This is a genomic window from Paenibacillus sp. Soil766 (assembly GCF_001428105.1).
Lineage (GTDB): Bacteria > Bacillota > Bacilli > Paenibacillales > NBRC-103111 > Paenibacillus_E.
Window position 1 is genome coordinate 59,047 of record NZ_LMSJ01000001.1, and the last position, 13,595, is coordinate 72,641.

At 46.7% G+C, this 13,595-nt stretch carries 9 protein-coding genes; 1 reads left to right on the top strand and 8 read right to left on the bottom strand.

Translation table 11 applies throughout. The features are described 5' to 3' along the window. Positions 1-195: 195 nt before the first annotated feature. The 8 genes from ASG89_RS00195 to ASG89_RS00235 form a co-directional block, all read right to left on the bottom strand. Positions 196-816 (bottom strand): family 78 glycoside hydrolase catalytic domain, encoded by a 621-nt coding sequence (locus ASG89_RS00195; protein ID WP_057308300.1) that lies wholly within the window; start codon positions 814-816, stop codon positions 196-198. 6 nt (positions 817-822) lie between these two features. Next, on the bottom strand, positions 823-2,037 hold the full coding sequence (locus ASG89_RS00200) for a hypothetical protein (protein WP_235549527.1): 1,215 nt from the start codon (positions 2,035-2,037) through the stop codon (positions 823-825). Between the two features lie 36 nt (positions 2,038-2,073). Next, entirely contained in the window at positions 2,074-5,223 is a 3,150-nt protein-coding gene (locus ASG89_RS00205; protein WP_057308301.1) for a glycoside hydrolase family 2 TIM barrel-domain containing protein, read from the bottom strand. A gap of 44 nt (positions 5,224-5,267) precedes the next feature. Next, positions 5,268-7,019 (bottom strand): sensor histidine kinase, encoded by a 1,752-nt coding sequence (locus ASG89_RS00210; protein ID WP_057308302.1) that lies wholly within the window; start codon positions 7,017-7,019, stop codon positions 5,268-5,270. 373 nt (positions 7,020-7,392) lie between these two features. Next, entirely contained in the window at positions 7,393-8,898 is a 1,506-nt protein-coding gene (gene glpK, locus ASG89_RS00220; RefSeq protein ID WP_057308304.1) for a glycerol kinase GlpK, read from the bottom strand. Positions 8,899-8,900: 2 nt separating this feature from the next. After that, positions 8,901-9,842, bottom strand: coding sequence for a transketolase family protein (locus ASG89_RS00225; protein WP_057308305.1), 942 nt, complete (start codon positions 9,840-9,842; stop codon positions 8,901-8,903). Positions 9,843-9,844: 2 nt separating this feature from the next. Beyond that, on the bottom strand, positions 9,845-10,690 hold the full coding sequence (locus ASG89_RS00230) for a transketolase (RefSeq protein WP_057308306.1): 846 nt from the start codon (positions 10,688-10,690) through the stop codon (positions 9,845-9,847). Between the two features lie 16 nt (positions 10,691-10,706). Beyond that, positions 10,707-12,140 (bottom strand): L-fucose/L-arabinose isomerase family protein, encoded by a 1,434-nt coding sequence (locus ASG89_RS00235; protein WP_057308307.1) that lies wholly within the window; start codon positions 12,138-12,140, stop codon positions 10,707-10,709. A gap of 272 nt (positions 12,141-12,412) precedes the next feature. On the opposite strand from ASG89_RS00235, the gene ASG89_RS00240 reads away from it, so the two are divergent. After that, a complete protein-coding gene (locus ASG89_RS00240; RefSeq protein WP_057308308.1) occupies positions 12,413-13,444 on the top strand; it encodes a LacI family DNA-binding transcriptional regulator in 1,032 nt (343 codons plus the stop codon). Positions 13,445-13,595: the final 151 nt, after the last annotated feature.

Consider the following 13,595-nt stretch of genomic DNA (forward strand, 5'->3'; position numbering starts at 1 on the left):
GGGGCCGGAGAATAGGCGTTAGGAGTCGATCGGATGAGTGTATTGTCCATTCTGGAACAATATGGGTATTTAGTTTGTCACACGACTACGGTCACTTTTTGTTGGTAAAATGTAAAGCTTCCAGATTCAGTCTCGACTATTATATAATCCATTGCGTCTTGAAGTTTTTTGATTCCTTTCGGCAATACAGCATGCTCATCTTGCCCACAGATGGCACCCTGTCCACTTCTGATTGAGCAAGCCCTCTTCCATCAGCAACTCGGCACAAGTCAAAACAACCTTCGAACCCGCAGCCCCGCTGACACGAATCCTCGGCCATCCCGAGAAGTTTTGGCCTAGATCCACCACATAGACGCCAGGCTTGGGATTTTTGCTGGCTTGCCAGCTGCCGTCCGTACTGATCCTCTCGCAAGCGCCGGAAGCATATTCAATGACGATATCAGCCAGGCACGTAGGCGTACCGAAAGAATCCTTAAACTTCGTATATTTTCCGCCAGGTACGTGGTAGAAGCCGTTCCCCAGCTCAATTTGAACGATATTAACACCAGACTTAAGCTGCGGCGTAATATCATAAGTCGTGTACAGAACCGTCTGGTCATAGTCCGTCCAGCCGGGATCAAGCTCATGATCGCCTATTTTGTTGCCGTTCAACAGCAATTCATAATGCCCAAGACCGCTAATATACACCCTCGCGCGCGCAACCTCATGCAAGGCATCGAAGTGACGCCGAAAGCGGGACGCTCCTTTCCAATTCTCTGTCGCGTCCGGATTTGCGATCCACTTCCCCTGCCAGCTTCGACTTTCCAGCTGTCCCATTTCCCACTAGGCTACCACGCTGTCATACTGCGTCCCCTGTTCATCTTCAATGTTAACCTTCCAATAGTATCTCTGCCTTGGCTGCAGTACAGTGCCAGCATAAGGAATAGCCGTATGATCGCCGCTGCCAACAATTCCGCTGTCCCATGCATCCACATCGCCATTCATCAGTCTCGCACAGCTCGTTGCAACCTGAATCCGATATGCCTTCTGGCGAAATGCCACCGGCATTTGTTCAAGGAACGACCAGCTCAGGCGGGGAGCTGGTTCGTCAAGGCCGATCGGATTAGGCCTGCCTTCTGTCCGCAGAGAACCAATCGCGAGCGGCAAGGACGTCGCAACCGCAATCGTGCGGGATTCGGGGAAGATATTACATGTCGCGTCGCCTTCCATCGGGCGCCTACATGCTGTATAGAAATGGTACAAAACCCCGTTATGGGTAATAACCGACGGTTTATGAGCAAAAACGGAATCGATCGCATTGCCTTCGCCAGTCTTAATGATCGGCTCTTCATATTTGCGCCAGTCAAGCAAATTATCCGACTGTGCAATCCCTTCCTGTGCCGCTTTATAGTTAAATCCAAAATAGAACATCGTCCAGCGCGATCCGTCCCGCAGTACGCAAGGATCACTAACGAAACCGCTGTCCCATGCGTCCGGCGTCACTTGAAGAACCGGATTGTGCTCATAGCGCGTCCATTGTACAAGATTCTTCGAAGTGGCTAGGCCAGTCTGTTCGGTCCAAGCGCCTTCATCTTTATCCTTCGCATTGTAAAACAAATAAAAAGTACCTTCATACTCCAACAAACATTCCTTATATAGCCTGCCTTTCTCCCATTCCCCGCCATCCTCAGGCACGAGAATCGGATTCTCCAGGCGATTCCAGTTCATCAGGTTGTCGTCTTCTGTCCATGCAAGTCCAATCTTGGCAGATCCCGCTTCGTAACCATCACCCGGATAAGAATGATAGACTAACCAGTACTTGCCGTTCCATTTCTTCAAACAGCCTGGACCATGCATATCATTGTCACGTAAAATCCATGTGCCGGCAATATTGCGAGAATCCCATGTGATACCTTCCTCATTTCTAGTCAATATTGTCGACAGATGCTGCCAATCATTGTGCCTAAACACGAACGGGCAATCTACGGCATGGCTATCAAATGCTCCCTTCGCACCTGATCCGACAAGCACAGGCTTCTTCCATTTGTATGGTGTCAAACAAGTGGCGATATCCATTATGCATTACCTGCCTTTTTAAATTCTACTAATCATTAAATCCATCGACTCATTGTCTGAGAATGGCTTTAATCGAACAGTAAATTCCGTCGTTTCTGCCGTAATCAGATAAGACGGCAAGGTTGGGGCATAGCCGCAGCTATGATTGCCTAGACCCGATTGTCTCCAATCGGCATTAATTTCTACTTCGCCCAGATGGATCAGATCAGAATGATGCTTGGCTTTGCTCAAAGCCTGGGTTGAATATCGGCTTACACCAACTTGCCCGAGTGGCATCCCCACTCCAGCAATAAGCAGTCCTACGCCGTCTACGTCCGTGACAGAAGCCCAGCGCACGTCCGCCTTGCTTCCACTCTCTTGCGGCTTGATATATGGCACGAATTGCTCATCAACTGTCCCTTCGTACACACCAAGCTTTCCGCTGGTCTTGCGGTCGGCGTAACATTCGTGCGGGCCTCGGCCGAACCATGAGAAGCGATCGAATCGATTCGGCATCGTGAACCGAATACCGGCTCTGGGAAGAGGCGGCAGGCCTTCCTTCAAAGGTTCAAGCCGGTTCTCCAGCTTCACTTCCCCGCTGCCGTAAATCGTATATAGCTGCTTTACTTGGAATAATGGCCGGGAGCCTTTTACGCTGAGCACGGACTCCGTCTTTATCTGAATGAAGGAGTCTTCTTTATGCGACACTAACTCGACACTGCGAACGTAGGCATCAAGTTCATGATAGCCTGCATCACGCCACTGCTTCGCCAGATGGACGTCATTGTCAATCGGTGCCCGCCACAAATTGATGCGAGGTCCTTGCGCGAGCAAAGATACGCCTTTATAATCCCAGGCAGTTATGTCTCCGTTCAGCTTATCGAACGTCAACGTGAAGACGTCGCCGTCGATGCGAATGAATTGATCGTACTCTGCAGCGGACACTCCAGCCAACACCTCCGTATCGGCGGCAGACTCCGAACAAGTTGAATTGTTCAGCGGCACGTCCGCCCAGGCCACCTCGTGGCCAGCCTGCGCCCAATCCGTGGAATCGCGCAGGACGAAGCTAACATGCAGCCAATATTCACTGCGCTCATCCGCCCAGCGCGTGCAGAAAGGAATCGTGACAAGCTCCTCTCCTCCTGCCGGAATATCCAGCGACGCAAGCTTCCCTTCCTCTAGTAGGATGCCGTCACGATACACACTCCAATGGATGGCAAGATGGAGCAGCGAAACAATATCGTAACGATTGCCTATCCGTAAGACGCCTTGCTCTGCTTGCACTGGAAGGACGGTAACCGGTTCGATCGCCTTCTTGAATTCGATTAAAGCAGGCTTGGGGCTGCGGTCGGGGAACAGCAATCCGTCGATACAGAAGTTGCCGCTATGAGGCTCATCACCGAAATCGCCACCATAGGCGTATTCGAGGCTTCCGTCGCTTGCACGGCGGCGAATCGCGAGATCTGTCCACTCCCAAATCAAACCACCACAAAGCCGAGGGTACCGGTAGACGGTGTCCCAATATTCCTTCTGATTGCCAAGTGCATTGCCCATTGCATGCCCGAATTCAACCATTAGATAAGGACGTGTCTCCTCCTTCTCTCCCTCTGCGATCAGCATGTCTACCGAAGGATACATCGAGCTGATGATGTCAACGATCGGTGCATCCTTGGCCCGTTCGTAATGAATCGGACGCGTCGGATCCACCTCTCTCGTCCATGCAGCCATGGCGTCGTGATTGTCACCATAGCCCGACTCATTCCCGAGGGACCAGACAATGACGGAAGGATGGTTCTTGTCTCGCTCTACTAGACGAGCCATCCGATCCAGGAATGCCTCTCTCCACTCAGGATCCTCAGCCAACCGGCTTTCATAAGCCGTCTTCTCGTCTGGATTGTTGATCCAACGACTGATCTCTCCGAGAAATACACAACCGTGCGTCTCCAAATCCGCTTCGTCGATGACGTACAGCCCATATTGATCGCACAGATCGAGCCAGCGCTCGTCGTTCGGATAATGAGAGCAACGAACGGTATTAATGTTATGCTGCTTCATCAGCGTAATGTCACGAACCATCGCCTCCATCGTCGTCACATGACCGAGATTTGGATCGAATTCATTACGGTTCACTCCGCGAAGGATGACCGGCATGTCGTTAACGAGCAGCCGTCCGGCCTGCACTTTCACTTCCCTAAATCCAACTGTATAGCGATGTGCTTCTGCCACCTTACCTTCCGCATTGGTCAATGTCAGCAGGAGCGTATAGAGAGCTGGCTGCTCAGCCGACCACATCTTAGGGTCGCGTACTGGAAACTCCGCATGGGCGACAGTTTCCTCACGAGGAGCAAGCGCAGCGACAGCAAGCGTTACGCTGGCAAGTTCATGCGCCGATTCGAGCAGAACCGCATGAATCCCGCAATTCTCTCCCCATCGGTCAGAACGATTCGTTAAGGTCACGGCAAGCTCCAACAAACCTTCCCGGTATGTCTCGTTGAGGCGAGTCCGAATGCGGACATCAAACATATGTACGGTGGGGATGGATAGCAGATATACGTCCCGAAATATCCCGCTCAGCCGCCATTTATCTTGATCCTCAAGATAGCTGCCTGTCGACCATTGATAAACGCGTACCGCTAGCTTGTTCTCACCAGAGCGGATATAAGGTGTAATATCAAATTCCATCCGGTTATGGCTGCCTTGACCGAAGCCTACTTCCATGCCATTCACCCACAAATGAAAAGCCGAATCCACACCATCGAACGCGAGAATGACAGATCTGTCGATCCAACTGTCAGGGATGTTAAACATCCGAGAATAGCAGCCCGTCGGATTCATCTTCGGAATGAACGGCGGGTCTACTGGAAACGGATACTTGCTACTGCTGTATAAGGGCACGCCATAGCCGTGTAACTGCCAATTCGACGGAACCGGGAGTGTATCCCACGCCTCGCAGGAAAACGCTTGTTCATAGAACCTTTCCGGGGTTTTGAACGGGTTCTCCGAGTAATAAAACTTCCATTCTCCATTCAGACAATGATAATAAGGGGAGGACGTTCGATCGTCCACTAAAGCCGCTTGAGCATTGGCGAACGGGATTGAAGCGGCCCTGGGACGCTCTGCGTTTATCTGCAACATGTTTACATTTTCATAATCGGGCAAATTGTCCATACTTTTCCTAGTACTATCCATACCCTTCCTCCTCCTTACATATAAGCGAACCTATTCAGCTATCGTCATGCCTCAGGTATAGCAAGCTTCAAGGTAAATGTCGTGCCTTCTCCTACGCGGCTTTCAATAAGCATACACGTTTGTCCGCCGTAGAACGTACGAATACGTTCGCTGACATTGTATAAACCATAACCTGAATTCTCGTTTTGGAGAGCTTGTCGATCCAGCTCGTTGCTGAGCACTCCTCGAATCAGATCCAAACGTTCCTCCGAGATGCCAGGCCCATTGTCGGAGACAATGATTAGGAGTTCAGTGTGTTCTCGTCTAACGACAATATCGATCTCCCCGCGCTTGCGAATGCGCCCGATACCGTGCTGGATGCAATTTTCTACGATTGGCTGCAAAATAAACCGCGGACAGCGAATATGGTCGATATTCGTCAATATATGGATTGAGAAGCGCAGCCGATCCAACATGCGCAGCTTATGCATATCGAAATAATGCTGAACATGATCGATTTCGTTCGTCAGCATCGTCTCGTTATCTCCTGAATTCAGCGTATATCGAAGCAGCCGGCCAAATGTATATGTGGCATTGACCACTTCTTGATCGTTATTGATCTCTGCCAGCATGCGAATGGATTCAAGCGTATTGTAAAGAAAATGAGGCTTGATCTGTGCTTGCAGCACAAGATAGTCCGCCTCCTTCTTCATGAGCTCGGTTTTATGAACGGTATTTAACAGTTCATCAATGCGATGGACAAGCGAATTGTAGGATCGGGTCAGAAAATCGATTTCATCATTAGATGTTCCAACCTCGTAGTAGGTTAGCTTGTTTTCGTCCACATGTCGCATATGCTTTGCCAAACCAAGAATTCGACTAACGAGAGAAGTAGCCGTCGCGTAATAGATCCCCGTCAGCACAGCCAGTGATCCCAATAACGAAAGTGCGAGAAAGAGCACCTTGGTCCGGATGTCAACGAATACTTCATCCATTTGACTGGAGAAGTAGAACTTCGTTGACAGCTCAGGGATCGACAACGTGTTCACAAGCGTCCTCTGCTTGCGCAAATAGGCGTAGCCTTGATTGCTTTTTTCGGCCATAGCCAGCAAGCTTACCGTCTGTTCGTTGTATAACCCGTTCCCCCCGCTGTTGTAGACTGTATCGCCGCCTTGCACAATCAGTACTTGCATGTTCTGATTGACATCAACCGCCTTGAGGAAATTTCGCAGCAACGAATCATTTGTTATAATCTCCAGCACAGCCAGCGGCTTCGTATAGCTGTTATTATAAACACGTTGGTAGTAGCTCAAGTTCGGAAGCACGGTAGTATCGGCTCCGCTGCGACGCAGCCAGACGCCTTTATCTACATTAACATTGTTTAGCAATGCTAGTGGCTTCTTATCCAATTGGTTCAGGTCCTCAAGCTCTCCGTTGACTGCGTGAACCTCATGCAACGTTTTGTACAGTTTAATAGACGAAATCTCGTTATGGTGCGATTGCGCATAAATAAATAGTGGTCGAATGTCTTTAAGATAATTGTATACAGATTGTAGCTCTGAAGTATTATAGCCACTAAGATAATCGATCAACTGCTGATTGTTCATGAACAGAGCATGAATCGATTCCACCTGGTTCAGACTCGACCGAAACCCTTCGCCAGCTTGAATGACCAGCTTCTGCTTACCTTCCGAATACTCTGATGTGACATCCATATAGAACTGATTGTACAAGTAACCGCCGAAGACAATAATCGGCAAAATCACGAGCAGCAGGTATCCGATCGCCATTTTCTTTACGATCCTCAAATTCTTCATTTCAACGGCCTTCCTTTGCATCGAGCAGCCTCGATTGAAGCGCTGTCATTCTGGCATTGTTTTTAGATCCATAAGCGTCTAAGCGAGTGATCATTCTCCGTTTCTTCCTACGTGTGCTGCCGTTAGGAGAATATAATTATATTGTATAGATGTGCGCTTGGGATGAATAGTGCTGAAAACTATAAAAACAACGAACATTATTAAGATGTATGTAAGCGTAATTATTAGATTCGGAATTGCAACGCTATATCTCGTCTCTTTCATAAAAAAACCATTTCTAAAAATAACCACAACATCATCTAACGCTCCTTTGCTCAAAAGAGTAAAATGATAGCCATGATCAATTCCGAAATGGTCCCATGAAATGCAACGCTCAACTCTCATTCTTTCTCAATACAGAAACGATAGCTCTTTTCCAACCTGCCCTATACACATCCCGCACTTCCGGATCTATCAATGGCAAATAGGTCTGATAAATCGATTTCTCATTCTTTACTTCTTCCCAAGAGGACCAGAATCCGATGCCGACACCACCGATATACGCGGAACCCATAGGCGATAACTCAGCAACTTCTGATTTAACGACTTTCTTGCCTAGCAGATTGGATTGGAACTGCATCAAGCCTGCATTCTCAGATGCTCCACCATCGGCACGCAATTCTTGAAGCTCAACATGGGTTTCATTCTCTATCAGATTAACAGCATCATCGACCTGATAAGCTATACTTTCAAGAGCTGCACGAATGATATGGGCTTTGGTTGTTCCTCGATTCATTCCAGTAATTGAAGCCCTAGCGTAAGAATCCCAATAGGGGGCTCCGAGTCCAACGAACGCCGGCACTAAGTAAACGCCTTCACTATCCGGGGCTTCTTGAAGCAATGCCTCCATTTCGTCGAAAGTCCGGAATAGTCCAAGATTATCGCTAACCCATGACAAGCAATCCCCTGAGGTGCGAATAACAGCCTCAACGGCATACGTTACATTTCCTCTTATTCCCCAAGCGATTGCACTTACTAATCCGTTCTCGGCTTGAACCGGCTTATCCCCCACATTCATTAACACGGACGTCCCCGTGCCATAGGTTGCTTTAGCCATCCCGATATCGAAGCATTGATTTCCGAACAGGGCTGCTTGAGAGTCTCCAATGATACCCGTAATTGGTACACGATACTCGCCAAACATAGTTGGATCTTCTGTGTATCCGAATATATCATCTGATGATTTAACCTCAGGCAGCAAGGTGATTGGAACCTCGAATAGGTTGCAAAGTTCTTCATCCCACTCTAGTGTATGAATATTAAATAGTGATGTACGGCTTGCATTGGTGTAATCCGTTGCATGTACGTTACCTTCAGTCAACTTCCATATTAACCAGCTGTCTATGGTTCCAGCCAGAAGATGTCCTGCATCCAGCTTATCCTCCATGCCTTCCACATGCCCAAGAATCCATCGCCATTTTGCAGCCGAGAAATATGGATCCAACATTAAGCCGGTTTTGGATCGTACCCTATCCTCCGCACCTGCCGCCTTATAAGCTGCACACAGATCTGCGGTCCGTTGGCACTGCCATACAATGGCATGATATACGGGAAGACCCGTCATACGATCCCAAATAACAGCTGTTTCTCGCTGATTCGTAATCGTCATGGCAGCAATAGCCTCATAACCAATCCCAGCGGAGCGTATAGCTTCATGTGCGGAGCGTTTTACATTGTTATAAATCTCGATCGGATCCTGTTCAACCCAGCCAGTTTGTGGATAGGATGTTCTATGTGAAACCGTACTACGCGTTACTATGGCACCCTCACGATCAACGATAAGTGCTTTCGTTCCAGATGTACTTTGGTCAATGGCCAACAAATATGATTTATTATTCATACTTACTCCCGTTTACCCAGCATTTCGAGTGCGAGTTGCTTAAGATTACTTTTGCTTAGTCCATAATACTCAAACACTTCCGCACTTTTGCCAGCAATCGCTGGTTCATCTGGAATTCCAATAATACGCATGGGAACCGGATCGTTTTGAACAACGACTTCGGCTACAGCTGCACCTAGTCCGCCAAGAACGCTGTGTTCTTCTACAGTGATAATATGTCCTGTTTCTTTGGCAGCTTGTATAATGGCTTGTTCATCCAGCGGTTTAATGGTGTGCATATTGATGACCCTGCATGACACGCCAACCTGCTTTAACTCGTCATGCGCATCAAGCGCTACACGAACAGTTTCTCCAGCGGCAATGATTGTGATGTCGTTTCCTTCTCGCATCCTTACGGATTTACCAATAATAAATTCGTAATCGTGAGATTCATACACATCTTCGACGGCATTACGGCCTATGCGAATGTATACTCCGCCGTTATGCTTTACAAGCGCTTCTGTCATACGTTTTGTTTCATGCCGATCTGCGGGCAAGATAACACATAATCCTGGAATTGCACGTGCAACTGCTATATCCTGTACAGAATGGTGAGACATTCCCAATGCGCCATAACTAACTCCACCGCTAATACCAACCAGCTTTACATTGGTTCCCGAATACGCAACGTCCACTTTGATCTGCTCAATGCTTCTCATACTTAGAAAGCAAGCTGGTGAAGTCACAAAGGGCTTTTTACCGCTGTGGGCCAGTCCTGCAGATATCCCAACGATATTTTGCTCTGCTATACCCACTTCAACGAATTGATCTGGGTATGCTTTAGCGAAAGGTGCCATCGCTGCTGATCCCCTTGAATCACTAGCAAGCACCATAATGTCACGATCATCTTTCGCAAGCTCGAGAAGTGTTTCACAAATCACTTGGCGGTTAGGGATTGTGTTCATTATTATCGTACCTCCCCCTTCTGTTCAAACACCTCTAAAGCTGCAGTTAACTCTGCGAGCGCTCTCCCTAACTCCAACTCATTCGGGACATGATGATGCCAGTGGGGGACATTCTCCGCAAAGGAAACTCCCTTGCCTTTCACTGTATTCGCCATGACTAGTGTTGGCTTACCGTTTACTGCTGGAACTGCTGCAAATGTTTCAACCAAATCTTTCATATCATTGCCATCGATTGAAACAACGTTCCACCCGAATGCTGCCCATTTATCTTCAAGTGGGTCCAGCCCCATTACCTCTTCTGTTGACCCACTAATTTGCAACCGATTCCGGTCAATAATAGCAATTAAATTATCCAATTTAAAATGAGCTCCTGCCATAGCTGCTTCCCAAACCGAGCCTTCTGCTTGCTCACCATCCCCCATTAGACAAAAAGTCCGATAGGACGCACAATCACGTTTAGCAGCAAGGGCTATTCCTACCGCAACTGCCAAACCATGGCCAAGTGCACCCGTGTTCATCTCGATACCAGGCACTTTGTTATTCGGGTGACCAATAAGCTTGGTGCCAAATTGGCTGAATGTGGCGAGGTCTTCTCTTGGGAAAAAGCCTCGATCCGCGAGTATGGACCAAAGGGATTCTACGGAATGTCCTTTGCTCAAGATAAACCGATCCCTATCTACTGCCTTAGGATTCATTGGATCTATGTTCATAATGCGATAATATAAGGCAGTTAATATGTCTGTATTACTAAGTGAGCCGCCAGTATGGCCTGTTTTGGCGGCCGCAATCATTTGAAGTAAATCCATCCGAATTTGTGTTGCTTTGGCTTGCAACGCTTTGATTTCCATATTTACTTCCTCCTCCTTACAAGCCCTTGCCTCGCAGCCATGCTTGAATTTCACTTTCTGTCGGATCTACAGGATCAGGTGTCAGCCCCGGAATATATTGACATGCCTCATAAAGCGATGGAATCACGTTCGCATGAATCCCGACTGAGTGATGCACATAAGGCCCTTTGACTAATTTTTCTTCCCAAAGTGGCCAATCATTAACTTCTACCCATACATATGAACCTCGTGTGTACGGCCCTTGTATGCCTTGCGCACGCCCAAGAAACAGTTGATAATCGCCATGATCTCCATCGAACCTAGCCAGCGTCATACCGCCGCCTTTAATTTCTCCTTCATGCGTTCCTGGTGCATGGTCATCAAACAAAAAGTGCTTGCGTAGTTTAGGCTTCTCTTCTACGGAAAGTGATACTGGGAAGTTACCACAGTGAAAAAGCAATTCACCATTGGCATTCTCCGGGTGCCGAACCGTCAAATCAGCGAAGAAAGTAGGAGCTTGATTCATAGCAGCAGCTTGCACCATGACGGATGTAATCGCTCCATGTATGTCTGTCTCACATGTCACTGGAATTTGTTCATCTGTCAGAATCGCATTGGCTAGGCAAGGCATAATACCCATAGCTGTTTGTAAAGAAGACCAACATTGAATGGCAATTGCCGTACTGCCTGTTTGTATTGCATATTGTTTCATCGCTACTTTTAATGCAGCAATCCGCTTTACATCCGCTTCCGACACTTCTGTCCAATCCAGTTTTGCTTTAATGTAATCGATAGCTTGAGCTAATTCAGAGGAATTCCCATTCTCAACACGTTTGGATGCTTGCTGAATATCTACGAGTGTAATTGGAAATAACTCAATACCAAACCGTTCCAACAACTCTCCTTCGTTACACATCATTGTCCAAAACGAAGACGGCCTTGGACCAATTTGCAGAATGCGAAGTGCTCGGAACTGACGAACAACATTAGCTGCTGAAATAAAATTTGAAAACCCTCTTTCAAACACAGGGTCGTTCACTCGTGTATTCGTAACATAGGAAAATGGCACATTAAAACGTCTTAGTACCTTACCAGTAGCAAATAATCCACACTGCGTATCGCGAAGCCTCATCCCGTCTTCGAGCGGTGCCTCATCACGAGGGCCCCACAAGAGCACTGGTTTTCCTAGCGCTTTACCCACTCGCGCAACGGTATCCTCTGTTCCAAAGTTGCAATGCGGGAAGAAAACAGCATCAACCTTCTCCTGGCGAAATCGATCGATAATGAGATCAGCGTTGATATTGTCGTCGTATAGAAGACCTTCTGAATTAATTCCCTCAAGATCCACGATGTCGATATCGAGCCCGAAGCTTTGGATTTTCTCCTTAATAAGTACCTTGTACTTAAAAGCGTCTTCTGCACTAAAGACAAAGCGTCTTGTAGGCGCGTAGCCAAGCTTTAACTTTTTCAAATTGTACGCCTCCATTTTGTTTAGTTATAAGTTTAGTTGTATCCAATAAACATAACTAAACAGTTTATGTAATATTTTTAGTTAATATTCAATAAATTACGATGTAAAACAAATCTAACACGGCGTAATTCAGCCGTCAATCATCATTTTAGCTAAACTTTAGTTTATTTTTATATAATTATTAGTTGCTATTATTTTCTTTGTTGTACAAATCATCATTCTATTATAAACTAAACTAACTAAACACCTTTAGCGAATGGGGATTAATTCACATGAAAATGGAAGATATCGCGAAACTAGCAGGCGTGTCCAAATCAGCTGTTTCGTTTGCTCTTAGTGGGAAACCTGGAATTAGCAATGAAACTCGAGAGCGTGTTCTTGAAATCGCTAGAGTACACGGCTATGCACCCAAACCGAGATTGTCAGCAAATGAAGGCTCTGTGAAATCCTTAACATTTTTGGTCTTTACGAATTCAGGGATCGTCCTCGAAGCGTACTACCAACAACCTTTCTTTCGAGAGCTGATTCATTTCATCGAAGAACGATGTCGCGCCAAAGGTTATTCCTTACTTTTTTCAACAATCAATATGGCCTACTTCGAACAAGAAATTCGGACGTTTTCTGAGGAAAATCAAAGTGATGGTGTCATTTTACTTGGTACAAACTTAACCTCAGTTGATATATTGGAAATCGCAAATCGGCTAAACCCTCGTCTTGTCGTACTTGACAACTGTTTCGATACATTACCTGTTCATTTTGTCGGGATCAATAATAGGATGGGTGCTTATCAGGCGGGGACTCACTTATGCAAATTGGGGCATCGTGAAATCGGATATATAGCTTCGAATGTTCATATCCACAACTTCGAGGAGCGAAAAGAAGGTTTTCAAGAAGCACTGAAGGCATATGATATACAGATCAATCCAGAACACTACTTTTCTGTAGCACCGACAATGCTTTCATCGCAGGATAATTTGAAAGCCCAAATCAAATCTTACTTGGACACAGGTCGTAACCTGCCTACTGCTCTTTTTTGCGAATGTGATTATATTGCTATTAGTGCAATGAAGACGTTAACTGAGCTCGGTATTCGGATACCTGAGGAAGTTTCTGTTATTGGATTTGATAACATTACGGAATCACAAATCATTTCACCTGAGTTAACAACTATCCATGTTGAGAAACAACGAATGGCTCAATTAGCAGTAGATTTAGTTATTGAATCTATCGAAGTAGGGCTAGAAATAACATCCAAAATCAGGGTCGATACCCGGTTTGTCGAGCGACGTTCTTCGCACAAATAATATTCGTTTTTGGCAACCACAATCATGCAGAGGAGCTTATGCAGCGACGAAATGGACCTGCCATTCGGGATGCATTCATCTAAACGAAAAATCACCGATCGAAATCTTTCCGATCGGTGATTTTATTATTGCCCGTCCACAGAGAATTCAT

What these genes read in the sequence shown, in the direction of transcription:
- ASG89_RS00210 (WP_057308302.1), bottom strand. Translation starts at nt 7,019, where the DNA reads ATGAAGAATTTGAGGATCGTAAAGAAAATGGCGATCGGATACCTGCTG.
- ASG89_RS00225 (WP_057308305.1), bottom strand. Translation starts at nt 9,842, where the DNA reads ATGAACACAATCCCTAACCGCCAAGTGATTTGTGAAACACTTCTCGAG.
- ASG89_RS00230 (WP_057308306.1), bottom strand. Translation starts at nt 10,690, where the DNA reads ATGGAAATCAAAGCGTTGCAAGCCAAAGCAACACAAATTCGGATGGAT.
- ASG89_RS00240 (WP_057308308.1), top strand. Translation starts at nt 12,413, where the DNA reads ATGAAAATGGAAGATATCGCGAAACTAGCAGGCGTGTCCAAATCAGCT.
- ASG89_RS00205 (WP_057308301.1), bottom strand. Translation starts at nt 5,223, where the DNA reads ATGGATAGTACTAGGAAAAGTATGGACAATTTGCCCGATTATGAAAAT.
- glpK (WP_057308304.1), bottom strand. Translation starts at nt 8,898, where the DNA reads ATGAATAATAAATCATATTTGTTGGCCATTGACCAAAGTACATCTGGA.
- ASG89_RS00195 (WP_057308300.1), bottom strand. Translation starts at nt 816, where the DNA reads ATGGGACAGCTGGAAAGTCGAAGCTGGCAGGGGAAGTGGATCGCAAAT.